Annotated in this window: 6 protein-coding genes, 6 pseudogenes and 1 riboswitch; of the genes and pseudogenes, 7 read left to right on the forward strand and 5 right to left on the reverse strand. The window is 37.8% G+C overall.

Features of this window, described 5'->3' with window-relative positions; genetic code table 11:
* Positions 1-4: 4 nt before the first annotated feature.
* On the reverse strand, positions 5-2,011 hold the full coding sequence (bchD, locus tag AAZO_RS21800) for a magnesium chelatase ATPase subunit D (RefSeq protein WP_013192842.1): 2,007 nt from the start codon (positions 2,009-2,011) through the stop codon (positions 5-7).
* Positions 2,012-2,102: 91 nt separating this feature from the next.
* On the opposite strand from bchD, the gene AAZO_RS44205 reads away from it, so the two are divergent.
* On the forward strand, positions 2,103-2,342 hold the full coding sequence (locus tag AAZO_RS44205; RefSeq protein ID WP_420807034.1) for a Uma2 family endonuclease: 240 nt from the start codon (positions 2,103-2,105) through the stop codon (positions 2,340-2,342).
* 397 nt (positions 2,343-2,739) lie between these two features.
* Here AAZO_RS44205 and AAZO_RS31850 read toward each other — a convergent pair.
* Positions 2,740-2,894: pseudogene (locus tag AAZO_RS31850) on the reverse strand (element excision factor XisI family protein); the annotation flags it as partial.
* Between the two features lie 226 nt (positions 2,895-3,120).
* On the opposite strand from AAZO_RS31850, the gene rnc reads away from it, so the two are divergent.
* Together rnc and AAZO_RS21815 are read left to right on the forward strand one after the other, a co-directional pair.
* Positions 3,121-3,804 (forward strand): ribonuclease III, encoded by a 684-nt coding sequence (rnc, locus tag AAZO_RS21810; RefSeq protein WP_013192844.1) that lies wholly within the window; start codon positions 3,121-3,123, stop codon positions 3,802-3,804.
* Positions 3,805-4,486: 682 nt separating this feature from the next.
* A riboswitch (cyclic di-AMP (ydaO/yuaA leader) is annotated at positions 4,487-4,603 on the forward strand.
* A 117-nt stretch (positions 4,604-4,720) separates the two neighbouring features.
* Positions 4,721-5,410, forward strand: a complete 690-nt coding sequence (locus AAZO_RS21815) for a universal stress protein (protein ID WP_013192847.1) — start codon at positions 4,721-4,723, stop codon at positions 5,408-5,410.
* Positions 5,411-5,842: 432 nt separating this feature from the next.
* Here AAZO_RS21815 and AAZO_RS44210 read toward each other — a convergent pair.
* A pseudogene (locus tag AAZO_RS44210) lies at positions 5,843-7,087 on the reverse strand (IS1634 family transposase); the annotation flags it as partial.
* Position 7,088: 1 nt separating this feature from the next.
* Here AAZO_RS44210 and AAZO_RS21825 point away from each other — a divergent pair.
* The 3 pseudogenes from AAZO_RS21825 to AAZO_RS21835 all read left to right on the forward strand — a co-directional run.
* Positions 7,089-8,016 (forward strand): annotated as a pseudogene (locus AAZO_RS21825) (ArsB/NhaD family transporter); the annotation flags it as partial.
* A gap of 77 nt (positions 8,017-8,093) precedes the next feature.
* Positions 8,094-9,359: pseudogene (locus AAZO_RS31865) on the forward strand (IS701 family transposase).
* 14 nt (positions 9,360-9,373) lie between these two features.
* Positions 9,374-9,787 (forward strand): annotated as a pseudogene (locus AAZO_RS21835) (transporter); the annotation flags it as partial.
* Between the two features lie 298 nt (positions 9,788-10,085).
* On the opposite strand, the gene AAZO_RS21840 reads toward AAZO_RS21835, so the two are convergent.
* Positions 10,086-10,289 (reverse strand): chlorophyll a/b-binding protein, encoded by a 204-nt coding sequence (locus tag AAZO_RS21840; RefSeq protein ID WP_013192848.1) that lies wholly within the window; start codon positions 10,287-10,289, stop codon positions 10,086-10,088.
* Between the two features lie 688 nt (positions 10,290-10,977).
* Between AAZO_RS21840 and AAZO_RS21845 the strand changes: the two genes are divergently transcribed.
* The gene (locus tag AAZO_RS21845) at positions 10,978-14,010 is read left to right on the forward strand and encodes an MFS transporter (RefSeq protein ID WP_013192849.1); all 3,033 of its coding nucleotides are present in this window, start codon (positions 10,978-10,980) and stop codon (positions 14,008-14,010) included.
* A 137-nt stretch (positions 14,011-14,147) separates the two neighbouring features.
* Here the strand turns inward: AAZO_RS21845 and AAZO_RS31870 are convergent.
* Positions 14,148-15,428 (reverse strand): annotated as a pseudogene (locus tag AAZO_RS31870) (IS701 family transposase).
* Between the last annotated feature and the right edge of the window lie 127 nt (positions 15,429-15,555).

Here is a 15,555-nt window from a genome sequence, read left to right on the forward strand (position 1 = left end):
CTCATTATCTCGATTTTATATCCGCTATAGCTCCCCTCGTCATAGCCGCAATAGCTTTATCCGTTGCTTTGGGTAGGTGATAATATTTACCTCCGGCTGTTTTGGCTAATTCCTTCGCAAAGCCAGTAGAGACAAACTTACTCTCTGTATCAATTACCAATAATTGCATACCAGCAGCGCGGATTCTGCCTGCAATATCTAGTAATTCGGCTTTGATATCAGGCTTTTCTCCTGGTTCTTGGGGTTCACCTAAAGAACGAGCCAAAGGAATATTACCACGACCATCAGTAATTGCTACGATAACAACTTGACCAATATCTCCTCCCATTTGGGCATTTATCCCCACACGCACGGCTTGAGTTAAACCATGTGCTAAAGGTGAACCCCCACCACATGGTAATCTTTCTAACCGATTCTTGGCTAAAGCAATGGAACGGGTAGGGGGTAATAAAACTTCTGCTTGTTCTCCCCGGAAGGGTATTAAAGATACTTGGTCACGGTTTTGATAGGCTTCGGTTAAGAGTTGCATAACTGCACCTTTAGCAGATTGCATTCTATTTAAAGCCATTGAACCAGAAGCATCAACCACAAATACTACTAAAGCACCAGCTTTTCTTACCAATCGCTTAGAACGCATATCTCCTTGTTCGACAATGACTTTTTTGTCTGGTTGTCTAGCTAGTCGTGCTTTTTGATACGGCGCTGCGGCTCTTAATGTGGCATCTACGGCAATGCGTTTAACTTTGCCTTTGGGTATCATCGGCTTGATGTAACGTCCCCGGTCGTCTGAGAAGATCATACTGCGACTACCAGATTTACCCTGACGTTGTGCCATTTGGGTAAAATACAGCACAGTTGGGTCGAGAATTACTCCTTCTGGATCAAAGATAAACTCTTCGGGAATATCCGGTGGTTCTTGCTGTTCCTGTTCTTCTTGTTGTTCTTCCTGTTCTTCCTGTTCGTCTTCTTGCTGCTCTTCTGAATCGTCTTGACTTTGGGGTGGTGGTGGTTGGTCTGGTGGTGGGGTTTGAATAATTGTTGTTCTGGGAACTATGACCAATTCTACAGCACGACGTAAATCTTCGGCGTTGACGGTGTTGCGTCCTTCTAATGCTGCTGCTGCTTTTGCTACACGCACTGCAAATAATTCTGCGCGATGTCCTTCTACACCACCGCGAATGGCTTCATTGACAAGATAGATAATTTGTTCTTGGGTAATGGTGACTTCTTTTAACCATTCCCGTGCAAGGAGAATTTGAGTTTTGAGTGAGTCGATGTCTTCGCTGTATTGTTGCAGAAATTCTTGAGGAGATTTAGAATAGGCGAGCGCTTGTTCAACTGCTTGGACTCTTTGATCTAAACCCAGAACTCCGTCTGCTGAGAGTGTGATCGCAATTCTATCTAATAAATGTTCTCTTAGCGTCCCTTCATCTGGGTTATAAGTCGCAATAAACAACGGCTTACAAGGATGTTGAAAACTTATCCCTTCCCGTTCAATTTGGTTACGTCCGTCAGACAATACCGTTAAAAGCTGATTACTAATTTGGTCATCTAATAAATTGATTTCATCCACATACAACACACCCCTGTGAGCAGTGGCCAGCAAACCCGGTTGAAAAACCGTATCACCTTGTTTAACCGACTGTTCCACATCCACAGAACCTAAAAGTCGATCTTCCGTCACACCAAGAGGTATTTGGACGAAAGGTGCAGGGATAATTTCCCTTTCTATCTCGTGTCTTTCCTCAGCTAAGAGCTTATCATCCCATTCTTCCGGGTGGTTCGAGTCACAGTTACTAACAGAACCTTGAACAACTTCAATAGGTGGTAATAAAGCGTGAATAGCACGCGCCATCACAGATTTAGCCGTACCTCGACGGCCTGCAATTATCACACCCCCCAAAGCGGGATCTACCGCTGCTAACAGCAAAGCTATCTTAATTGCCTCTTGACCAACCACAGCAGTCAGCGGAAAAGCAGTCATTGTCGGGGTAATAGTAGGCGCAGGCATTGTTTCCTTAATAGTTATTATATTTTTAGCATAGCAATTTTCGGAACTTTTAGAATATATGTAATGGCAATTCCCAAAAGGAGCAAAATGTATGACTACCATTCAGGCTAAACGCTTCACCCTAGAAGAATATCACAAACTTACAGAAATGGGCCTTTTTCATGAAGATGATCACATTGAATTAATCAATGGAGAACTGATAGAAATGGTAGCAAAAGGTAGAGCGCATGAAACTTGTTTAAGAAAATTATTAAAGGAACTTGCACAACTCATAGGGAATACAGTAACTTTACAATCTCAATCTCCCATTACCATACCACCAAAAAGCTAATCAGAACCAGATTTTTCCATAGTTAAAACTCGAGATGATGATTATTGGTCATCTCACCCTTAAGGCTCAGATATCTTGTTAGTTATAGAAGTCGCACACTCTTGTATTAAATATGATCAATAAATAAAAATACCACCTTTGTGTAAAAGCAGTAATCTTTGATCATTGGATCTTTAACTTATTAGATAAGTACTGAGAATGCTACAGTGAACTTTATCAAAGTTACCCTGTTGATTTCGGATATGCAATCAAACGAATTGTGTTACCGAATCAGATTATATCTTTACATACTTTCCTGATTTATAGCTTGATTCAAGTAGGGTTTCTCCTGTAATCTAACAGATTAGATCCCCAACTTTTTGAAGCAGTCAGGAATATGGGAAAATAATATCTAGAATTAACCAACTGCAAAACCTGTATATTGTCTCACCAAAGGTTCATGGAAAGCTAAAACAATTATTCTCTTGGTACTTCTAATTTAACTAATTCATCTGCTATACCAATTTCAGTTCCATCATGTTGTATCCAGATTTTGCCAACAGATAATGGCAGAGAATTTAAAAGTTTTGGACAATTTGTTGATATGGTTGTCAAAGAAGGTAAAATTATCAGACAAAATCAGGATTTTTTTTTTACCATTAGACAAACTACCTGCCTGAATTTGTTTTAATAAAACCATTTGATTGAATTAAATGGCTTATGATAAACGCATTTTGCAGTTTTTTCATATTTAGAGAAAATGAACTATTGCCATTAATACAAAAGATAAAATACCAAAATGCACAAACTTCTCACCTTCAATAGAGAGAAACTCCTGTGTCAAGCACTCACCCATCGTTCCTATGTCAACGAAAACCCAGGAGAAGGAGAACACAACGAACGCTTAGAATTTCTCGGTGATGCTATTCTAAACTTCATCAGTGGACAATATCTCTATCGTCGTTATCCCCAAAAAGGAGAAGACGAATTAACTCGTCGTCGTTCGGCCTTAGTAGAAGAAAAACAACTAGCAAAATTTGCAATTGAAGTAGGTTTAGACTTTAGAATGCGATTAGGGAAAGGCGCTATTAGAGATGGAGGTTTTCAAAACCCTAACTTACTCAGTAGTACCTTTGAAGCAGTGATTGGTGCTTATTATTTAGATAACAACTGTGAAGTTGAACCAATTCGCACCATTATAGAACCACTATTTGATTCCGTATCAGAAGATATTATAGAACCTCGCTCAAATGTAGATTCAAAAAATCGTTTTCAAGAATGGGTACAAAAAGAAATTGGTGCAAATCCTCCAAAATATGTAACAGAACAAATAGGGGGACCATCTCACGCACCAGAATTTATAGCTAGAGTATTAGTAGATGGTAAAGAATACGGAGAAGCGAAAGGAAAAAACAAGAAGGAAGCGGAAAAAGCTGCTGCTGAAGATGCAATAGCAAAGTTAAAAAACCAAGGATTGTTTTAAGACAATTAACGGCACACTCACAACCATGATTTAGAGTGTATCAGATGAAATAATGTGGTAGTCATTTTAAAGAAATTGGAATTCTTGAATTATGGTTATTTACTAACAAATTGAGCGTGTAGACAATGTATCTAAAAATTGTTTTTAGGTTTTTAGAATCATCATTATCAACAAATGATAGTTAATGATAAACTCATCGGAATTGAGGATTTACAAAATTTGCGGATATACAACATAGGGATATGCTATTATTCTGTTCGTCCTGATTATAATTATCCTTTATATCCCCTACACTTTCACAGGTACAATCCTAGCGTTCAATGTAACCTACAAATCAGTCAGCATTGTGCATTTTCACCAGGTAAAAAAGTTTGAATGCTGAAATTTATGACAAAAACTGGAAAAAGCAACTATTAAGCTGCATTCTACAACCAGAACCTGAAGATTTTTAAACTTGACTTTACCTCAAGCTAATGGAATAGTATTATTATCTATAGGAGTCCTATTTGAGTCTTGATAGCTTACGTGGCGTAGCCATACAAAATTCAGTACAAGTGAATCCTCTAAAACCCTTTTGCCTCTTGCCTTTTACCTTTTGCCTACCTACACAAGTAAATATGGCTTACGCCACGCTGCGCTATCAGTAATCAAGTCGGATTCCTATAGTGGGTAGCCTAATTCAAATTCATGAAAGCTGAATTTGAAGCGGAGGAACCAATGTTTGGGGCTAATCTTAATTGAGAGACACCTTCCAGTCTTAGCCCGTCAGCTAACTCCGTCGGCAATGGAAGGAACCTCCAAAACCTTGGCTGTAATACCAGTTGTTGTTGGGGTTTCCTTAATCAATTTTAGATTTTAGACGGATGATTTTGGATTTCCGATAAATCTAATAAAATCTAAAGTCAATAATCTCAAATTGTCATCCCTGCTTCTCATTGATGATTCGTTTCAAGGGAGAGAAGTTAAAGCTGTGAGAATTAAGCCATTCTTAGCAAGATTACAAAGTGCCATTGGTCGCTATGACCTAATGGAGCAAATGATACTAATACCTGATCCTCAAAAATGCGTTAGTGAAAAAGATTTGCAAGCAAAGTCCATCAATTTAGTTGTTGGCTATAATGCTTCACCTAATAGTCATACAGCCTTAGATATTGCTTTTTGTATTGCTCATCAAACCAATTTAGCTACGAATATTCAAGTTAATGTCAAGGCTGTATATGTATTAGAAGAACAACCAAGCAGTTATTCTGATCATAACTTAAGTATGCCCCAAAAGCAGCTTGCCGTAGAGTATCCAACTTGTGATGTACCCCAATCAAGAACACTGGTATTAACTCAATCAAAACCCCAGTTAATGACCACTTCAATACCAGATCAAGCAGATAAAATTCTTTGGCAAGCCAAAAACTTAGCCCAAGAATGGCAGAGTTATTTTAAATCTCATCTGCGGTTTGGCAACTTAGGTACTGAGTTGAAAAAAGTCGTGGAATTAGAAGCTGCTGATGTTCTGGTGTTAGGTTGTCAATCTAGCCATCATCCTTTGATTGATAGTTTAGGTAGTGATTTTCCTTGTGCTGTGTTGGGTATACCCAGTTGTCTTGATTAATCACGAAATAATTGCAGACATAGATTTTTAATCCCAATACACAAATAATAATACTTGTCGGTTAGGGGGGAAAGAGAATAAAAAACCTTTACCCTTTGACCATTCTCCAAACCAACTGACAAGTTTCAGATTCGCAAAGTGCTCCGTATTGCTTTCTAAGCCACATTCCGCACTTGAATAAGTAGCATAAATAAACTACATTTACAGGCACTTCAGAACTATAGTTTTTAAAAATCCAGTAGCCATGAAAATATAAATAAATTATGCACGTCAAAGTTCCAGCTTTCTTATTGTGTAAAAAAAGGTAGTTAGACAACAATCTTTAATTTGAATTTCTCAATCACTTATGAAAATACAAGACTATGCAATAGTGAACTAGAGATTTGAAAACTAAGAAAATAAATAATACTTTTGACAAGCTGTAGGTAGGAATTAGAAAATTCGACAAGGTTCCTCTGTTAAGTTCAGAATCCTATGAACTCCTTGTGTAATCAGAAAATGATTCCCTTGAAAACATACGCCAGTTGCTGCCTCTTTCCGAGGAGCTCCCCTAACAAGTCGGGGAACCAGCCCAACCCACTGTCGCTGAAATATTCAACGTACAGTAGGGGATTCTGTAGGTTTATTCAGTTGGTTTTTAACTGTAGCTTTTTGCATCTTTAACGAGATTCTTAATTGTTTTTGTCCCAGATTATAAACCAAAAGACACAATGCCATTAACATCATCATTGTCTCTACTCTTTCTGGATTCTTCACAAAAAGACTATCGGTGAAAAATAACGGGTCTTTGATAAATCTAAATCCTCTTTCTGTTGATTGCTGTTCTCTATATATTCTCAATATTTCTATGGTTTCTAATTCCCTTGTCTCTAAAATATTTGTTGCTAAAATAAATCGACCACAAGAGTTATGATGTTGGGTGATTAACTCCTGACTTTCTATTAGTTTACCTCTTACTTTATACAGTACTGTTTATGCTTTATTTAACGGACCAGTAATTTCTAAGTCCGATATTTTGTGATATTTTAATTTTGATGCCAGTTCTTTAATTTTTAATTCTGCTAAGGATGTCTGTTCAAATTCCTCTTTGACTAATCTACCTACTTGTCTACTGATTTTCAGAAACTCCTCTTGAATGCTTTGGGTTAATTTGTGTAAGTCTGCTTTTTTTCTGTCTGCACTTTCTACTCATAGCCATCTTTGCTCTATTCCCCCATAAGATACTTTTTCTGCTTGATAGCTATATCCTTTGATTTCACTTGGTTTCAGTTCTGTACTGGTAAATAATTTGACCAAGTTTTTGGCTTTTTCAATGGATAAGGGTACTCGACTTATCCATTTCATGTTCGACATTAATTTTAAATTAATTTCGCTATATAATGCACTATCAGCCACCATTATACCTTCAAAATCTATTTGTTTGTCATACTCCACCAAGATTTGAGCAAATACTGCTTTATCTGATTCATCTCCTGATGCTCCTCTAAAAAATAAGGGTATATCTCCGTCACTACTTACTAGTAAATCTAATATACATTGTTTTAAGTCTGGACAATGGTCACGAGAATATCCTTGTGTGATGTTAATCTGATTTTCCCGGTTCATTCCTAATTCTTGTCCTCAATTATTTAGGCAATTATTATACTCTCCATGCAAATGCAATGAGAGGAAATATAGTATGGAGAATTACCAAGGTGTCCTAAGTATCATCAGATTTATCGCTGTCATTGTTGTCATCATGACAGAATGAATGGGTTAATCGAACTGTTGCTGCTTTACTAGGGGCATTAATATTAGTTCTAACTAATATTATGACTTTACCAGAAGCTGTTGGTTACATTGGCAAAGGTCATGGAACATTAGGTTTATTTTTGGAGTACTAGTTTTAGTTAGGGCATTTGAACCTACTAATATCTTTAGTTATATCACGATACAAATAGTCATTCTTGCTCAAGGTACTGCCAAAAGATTACTAATAGGTCTTGTGGCATTAGTTACCCCAATTTGTGCTGTCTTACCTAACGCAACTACGCTAATGTTATTAGCACCGTTAATTCCACCAATGGCACAAGAAATAGGAGTTAATTTTGTACCTTTATTAATTGTGATAGTTTTTGCTGCTAATAGCGCAGGATTATTAACTTTAGTAGGAGACCCTGCCACCTTTATTCTTGGTGATGCTGTCAATATTAGCTTTATATATTATTTAGGAGAATTGAGTTTGGCGGGAGTATTTGCTGTTCCTACTGTAGTAGGAATACTACCAATTTTATAGAATTTGGAATACAAATCTAGATAATCTCGCAGAATTGCCCCAGCCACAAATTAATCATCCACGAGTTTTAATGATGGGTGGGGTTATCGTAACTGTGGTGTTGATATTTTTCGTAATTGGCGAATCTTTACCAACTCCTATTTCCCCTACATCTGTAGCTTTATTAGGTGTAACTTTAGCTTTATTACTAGCGTACCAAAGTAGAATTGATTCAGTTAATAATTTTTTGAAAGATGTAGATTGGAGTACATTAATATTCTTTATGAGTATTTTTGTATTAATTGGTGGATTACATAAAACAGGAGTTATTAAACGTTTATCAGGCGTTTTAACAGGACTTAAACAAAAGTTAAGAGTAAAAAGGAGTATAATGGGATTTTGGTGTAGCTTTCACCTTAAAAGAACCTGATGAAAGAAACCACTGCCCCAGCAATGGCACCATGGTTTGAAAGATGGTGTTAAAGGTTTGATGGTGTATTTACTCATCAAGGGGAAAGAAGAGAGTTTAGACATGATTTAGGGGGATGATTGGGTGAAAGTGAGAGAAAAAACCTATTTGAAATGGCAGAGAATGCCCTAGGACTGACGTACCACCGATTACACCACTTTTAACTGAAGCACCTTGGTCCAGTTCCCAAGTCAATGACCGTCGGTTAGAGATTATGAACAAGTGTAGTCAGAGGAGAATCACCAGAGGATTTAGCTTAATAATTGATGATTATGACCATAGAAAAACTGGGAATTTTAGGGATGGAGTAGGAAGAAAATATATTGGAGAAATTGGGAAAAGGGATAATGGAATAGTAGTAGTAACAACACATCTATATGATGGCAGTAAAAGCTTACCATTAGATATATGATTTATATCACCACGGTGATTCTTGACCCAAAGGGAAACAAGACCCTCTAGTTGAGAATAAAGCTGAGTTAGGAATTAAATTAATAGATCTGACCTTAAGCCGTGGTTATCAACCAGGAATAGTAATTATAGATGCTGGATATGGCCACAATACATCTTTCTTATTAAAGATAGGAAATCGGAATTGAAAGTATTTAGGAGGATTAGGTAAAAATCCCAAAGTCCTTGCCAGTGACTAAGAGGATAGTCCACAAATAATTAGGTTAGATGAATTAGCACAAACTTTACCCCAAGAGGCTTTTACAGAAATTAAACTGGAGTTAGATAAAACCAAAACATTATGGGTAGTAACTAAAGAAGTAGAAATATCACCCTTAACTGGAAAGGGCAATATTGCTATCCTCATCAACACTTCTACTTTCTCTCAAGCCACTGATATTGGCTACTGTATTACCAATGTTTCTTCATCAATTGTCATACCCCAATGGATAGTTAATACATATTCCCAAAGAAATTGGGTAGAAGTTGTTTACAGGGAAGCCAAGGGATGGTTAGGATTCAACGAATATCAAGTTGGAGATAACAGCAGTTTACTGCGCCATTTTATTTTGGTTTTCTGTGCCTACACTTTTATTCTTTGCCATCAGTGGACTGGAGGATTAAGACCAAGGTGGGCTAAGAAACTTTTGAATACTTTTACTGAAGCTTTAGAAGCGTTGAGAACAGCCATATCTTGTCTATTTATTGATTGGTTAAACTGGAATCCGGACGTGTTTCCTTCTTATCAAGCCAGTTTGGGCTACATTTGGGCTTGATTTTTATTTACGTCCTGTTAGGAGTTTTTCTAGGTACAAATATTCTGCTGGGTTCTATACTGTTGTTATTTGCGGTGGGGATATTATCCAGGGTTGTTCCCAATATTCTGTTAGTTGTCGCAATGGTTCTTTTGTTGAAATAATATATTCTCAATGTGAGATTAGCAGCAGTAGAAGTTTTAGCACCAGATTTCCAAGGACAGTTTCCTCTAGAAGTTTTACCTTTGTTTTATGCAATGATGTTTGGCGCAACTTTGGGAGGAAATGGTACTTTAGTGGGAGCATATTCTAATATTGTCGCTGCTGGTATTGCTGAACAGCATGGGAAACACATTTCTTTTCAAACTTTTCTCCATTATGGAATTCCCATTACTGTATTACAACTTGTAACTGCCGCTTTATATGTTTTGATTAAGTTTGATCTATGAGTATGAAAATTGCAATTTAACCGTTTAAGTGGATAACCGAAGTTGCTAGTTAGGAATTACAGCAGATAGTATATTAATGAGGTACAGAATCTAAATTGAACCCTAGACAGCAAGAAAATTTTACTCCTGACTCCTGACTCTTGACTCCTGCTGTATTAGTCTAATTTATCTTCAAAATTCCCTTTATTTAGTCTTGATTGAATAACTAGTAACTTACGTTAAATAGAGATAATTACAACAGAATTCAAGAGTTAGAAATTCTGCTGTAATTGCATTCTGACTTCCCTATTTATTTGATCTAATATCTCATAATGTGCAGGACATCACGGAGAACGCTATAGCCTGCTAAATCCCACAGCAGGTAGGCTAAAAATCCAATCATTGCCAAGCGTCCATTCCATAATTCAGCTTGGGGATTCCAACCAAAGATAAAGGCGTTACGATCTACTCCATTATATGCTTTAGCAACTGGTGGTATATCGGTAGAAGAACGAGTTTCCATGTTTTGCCTCCAAAGTTCAGCAAGTTTGAAATCTTTAATCTTTTATCCTAAACAATTTAATGCTTAACTTAAATTTACCTTCTGCACACAAAGCCACTTTATGCCTATAGGTACAAACTAGAGGCACTCTTATGGAAGATAATCAGGAACTGATTTGCAGGAAAAAATCCACCTGGAGAGGGTGACAAGACACTTAATTATAAATAAGTGGAAATCCCGATAATTAATTCATGATTTAGGTCAGAGAAAATTCAAAATCTATGATTTACTAAGTAAAAATATCTTACTGAAAATTCTCCAGAATTTAACACTTATTAACAATCACAATATAATATTAGACCTCTTGCAAAATTGTTTATGTGGTATGATATATACTTTTTTTTTTGGATTTTATGTATTTTTGGTGTTCTTTGGGCTCGCTAATTCAAAGATAACCGTGTAACTCTAACTTTTGGCTAAAACAAAGACAACCCCGACTATAACATAAAATTAATTCTGCAAGAGGTCTATTCAAGGTCTATCTAGCGTTACATAAAGGTATCCAACTTAAGAGAGATGCTAAAAACGGCTCATTTACTGGATTCTGAAAGCTGCGGTACTTGAATATTGACATACATAGATACAACTAAATCCTTAATGAAAGCAAATTTAAGTTTAAAGAGAAACTTAGAGGCAGGAAATATAAATCATGCAGGAAATGTACATATTGTGGTGGATGGCACAAATACCTGTAAACACCCCCAACGTCACACCAGCACAGGCATCGGTTCTTACTTCCGGTCCGCGCTTTTTTGTGGCTTTAATTTCTGGGGTAATTCTCGCTTTTGCCTTCCAATTAGTGTTAACAAATCTCTCAATTGCCGCTGGGATTTCCTATTTGGGGCATCCGTCAGAGTCGCAGGAAGTTGAAAGTTTCGGGGGTACGATTCGCAAAATTGGGACGAGGTTGGGAATTTGGACTTTAGTTACGGTAACAGTTGCTTTATTCATAGCTTGTTTCTTGGCTGTAAAATTGAGTCTATTAATTTTAGATCCCAGATTAGGTGCAATTTTGGGCTTGGTAATTTGGGGTGCATACTTTTTATTACTAATGTGGGTCAGCACAACTACGGTAGGATCTTTAATTGGTTCGGTCGTGAATACGGCCACTTCTAGTTTTCAGGCGATTATGGGAACTGCTACGGCTGCTTTGGGTACTAGGGCTGTAAATCAGCAAGTGGTGGCAACGGCGGAAGCGGCTGCATCGGCTGTGCGGCGGGAGTTAGGGAGTGCATTGACACCAGCAAATATTCGCCAAAATATAGAAGAGTACATAGAAAAGCTACGTCCTCCAGAAATTGATATATCGAGGATTCGTTCTGAATTTGAAAGGTTACTGAGTGAACCGCAATTTAAAGCCTATGCCAGTAGTTCAGACCTCCGTAATATTGACCGTCAGCGGTTTATTGATTTAGTCAGCAGTCGCACGGATTTATCTAAACGAGAAGTTAACCGTGTCGCTGATTCTTTATATGATGCTTGGCAACAAGTAATCACTCATAACGTACCCGCAAATAAGCGCTTGGCTGAGTTGGTTGATTATCTCAAATCCCTGCCGCCAGGACAAACTAAAACAGACGAACTCAATGCTAAACTTGACCAGTTAATTACAGAAATTCATTCTTCCAAAGAAACAGAACAAAAGCCTGGTATGATAAAACAGGCAATATCAGCACTGAGTGCGGTAGTTTTAGATAGGGCAGATTTGTCTGATTTAGATGTAGAAAAAATTTGGGATTCCCTAGCTACTGCTAGAGAAAAATTCACAAAACAAATTATACAACAGCCTTATAATCCAATTCGCGCTGATATTGAAAATTACTTACTCAATACCCATCCTTGGCAATTAAGTCCGAAGAATATTGTTCAAGAATCTCGAGATGTGATCTATGATCCTGCTGCTGATCCTGGTGTAATACGTAGCGAATTAGAGAAAATTACCCGTCAAGATTTTGTCAAAATTTTGCAAGCCAAGGGACTGTTAACTCAAGGTCAAATTCAGGAAATTGCTGATCAATTGGTAGCAGTAAAAAATGAAGTATTGATAACAGTAATTGCCCAGGAAGAAAGAGAGATTGTCCAAGATTTGCAAAGAAGAGTTGAAAGTTATTTACTTGTGACTCCTAAAGCAGACTTGACATCAGCAGGAATTGAGGAAAATTTTAAACCTTTGTTAGCAGATTCAGAGGCAGATTATCAATCTTTATCCCGGCGATTAGCACAAGTTGAACGGGAACAAATGGGAGAAATCCTGTTAGGACGTAATGATATTCAGGAGTGGGAATTAGACCCGATTTTAGATGAGTTGGAAATGCAGCGTGATCGCGTGTTGTTAGAGTCTCTCAGCATGTCCAAACAGGCACAACATCAAGTGGAAACTCTGTGGTTGAATGTTGAATCATATCTACGTAACACGGGTAGGCAAGAATTAAATCCTGATGCTATCCGCACTGATCTGAAACGACTGTTAGAAGACCCCCAAGGGGGAATTATGGCTATTCAGGCGCGGTTGTCTCGCTTTGACCGAGATACTTTGGTGCAATTGTTGAGTCAACGCCAAGATTTAAATGAAGCACAAGTTAATCAAATTATTGACGTGGTGGAAGAAATATGGGGTGGTATTCTCCACACACCACAAAAAGCAAAAGAACAATATGATTCTATCACCTCTACTATTGCAGATTATCTGCGAAATACTGGTAAGGAAGAATTGAATCCTGAAGCTATTCAGCAAGATTTAACTAGGTTATTTGCACATCCCAGAGAAGGTGTTGTCGCACTGCGTCACCGTTTATCGCACATTGACAGGGATACTTTGGTGAAGTTGTTGACTCAACGTCAAGATTTGAGTGAGGAACAAGTTAATCAAATTATTGATAGTGTACAGACATCAATTAGAAATATTATCCGTGCGCCGCGTCGGTTAGCAAGCAGGACACAACAAAGAATACAAACTTTTCAAACTTATTTGCAGGAGTATTTACGATTAACTGGTAAAGCAGAATTGAACCCCGAAGGCATTAAGCGGGATGTGCAATTATTGTTGCATGATCCACGAGTGGGGATGGAAAGTTTGAGTGATCGCCTCTCGCATTTCGACAGAGACACAATTATTGCGTTGTTGAAAATCCGGGAAGATATAAGTGATGAAGAAGCAGGGAGAATTGCTGATAATATTATCCTCGTGCGTGATCAATTTGTAGAACAGGTTCGGGGTATTCAACGACGTATTCAAGATGTAATTGAGGGGATTTTTGCCAGTATTCGCAATTATCTTAATTCTCTAGAACGCCCGGAACTTAATTATGATGCCATTAAGCATGATATCCGCCAATTGTTTGAAGATCCCCAAGCCGGGTTTGATGCATTGCGCGATCGCCTCTCATCTTTCAATCATGATACCTTGATAGCTATTTTAAGTTCTCGTGAGGATATCTCTGAGGACGATGCTAAACACATTATTGACCAAATTGAACGCGCCCGAAATACTGTTTTACAACGGGCTGAACAGCTACAGCACGAAGCGCAGCATCGGCTAGAACAGGTGAAACATCAGGCACAGCGTCAAGCCGAGGAAACGCGCAAAGCAGCTGCTAATGCCTCTTGGTGGTTGTTTGCAACAGCGGTTGTTTCCGGTATTTCTGCGGCTTTAGGAGGTGCAATCGCTGTGGTGTTGATTTAAGTGTCCAACTTATCTCAGCTATATTTTCAACCTCCCATTTGGGAGGCTTTTTTGACTAACGGCTAATTAACTAATCAATACATATCCCCCAAGAGATCGCTGTAGTTTAGGAACTATTAACGGGACGTAAATAAAAATCAAGCCCAACTGTAGCCCAAACTGGCTTGATAAGAAGGAAACACGTCCGGATTCCAGTTGAACCAATCAATAAATAGAAAAGATATGGCTGTTCTCAACGCTTCTAAAGCTTCAGTGAAAGTATTCAAAAGTTTCTTAGCCCACCTTGGTCTTAATCCTCCAGTCCACTGATGGCAAAGAATAAAAGTGTAGGCACAGAAAACCAAAATAAAATAGCGCAGTCAACTGCTGTTATCTCCAACTTGATATTCGTTGAGTCCTAAACATCCCTTGGCTTCCCTGTAAACAACTTCTACCCAATTTCTTTGAGAATATGTATCAACTATCCATTGGGGTGTGACAATTGATGAAGAAACATTGGTCATAAAGTACTCAATATCAGTGGCTTGGGAGAAAGTAGAACCGTTGATGACGATAGCAATATTGCCCTTTCCAGTTAAGGGTGATATTTCTACTTCTTGAGTTACTACCCATAATGTTTTGGGTTTATCTAACTCCAGTTGAATGTCTGTAAAAGCCTCTTGGGGTAAACTTTGTGCTAATTCATCTAACCTAATTATTTGTGGACTATCCTCTTGTTCACTGGCAAGGACTTTGGGATTTTTAGCTAATCCTTCTCAATACTTTCAATTCCGATTCTCTATCTTTCAATAAGAAAGATGTATTGTGGCCATATCGAGCATCTATAATTACTATTCCTGGTTGATAACCACGGCTTAAGGTCAGATGTATTAATTTAATTCCTAACTCAGGTTTATTCTCAACTAGAGGGTCTTGTTTCCCTTTGGGTCAAGAATCACCGTGGTGATATAATTCTATATGTAATGGTAAGCTTTTACTGCTATCATATCATATAGATGTGTTGTTACTACTACTATTCCATTGTCCCTTTTCCCAATTTCTCCAATCAATATATAATATATTGTCTTCCTACTCCATCCCTAAAATTCCCGCTTTTTCTATGGTCATAATCATCAATTATTAAGCTAAATCCTCTGGTGATTCTCCTCTGACTACACTTGTTCATAATCTCTACCCGACGCTCATTGACTTGGGAACTGGACCAAGGTGCTTCAGTTAAAAAGTGGTGTAATCGGTGGTAGGTCACCCCTAGGGCATTCTCTGCCATTTGAAATAGGTTTTTTCTCTCACTTTCACCCAATCATCCCCCCAAATAATGTCTAAACTCTCTTTTTTCTGCGCTTGATGAGTAAATACATCATCAAATGACACCATCTTTCAAACCATGGTGCCATTGCTGGGGCAGTGGTTTCTTTCATCAGGTTCTTTTAAGGTGAAAGCTACACCAAAATCCCATTATACTCCTTTTTACTCTTAACTTTTGTTTAAGTCCCGTTAATACTTTTATATTAATCTAATTATCTATCTCTAGCAAGACTAGAGGCA

The sequence above is a fragment of the 'Nostoc azollae' 0708 genome, from assembly GCF_000196515.1.
GTDB classification, from domain to species: Bacteria; Cyanobacteriota; Cyanobacteriia; order Cyanobacteriales; family Nostocaceae; genus Trichormus_B; species Trichormus_B azollae.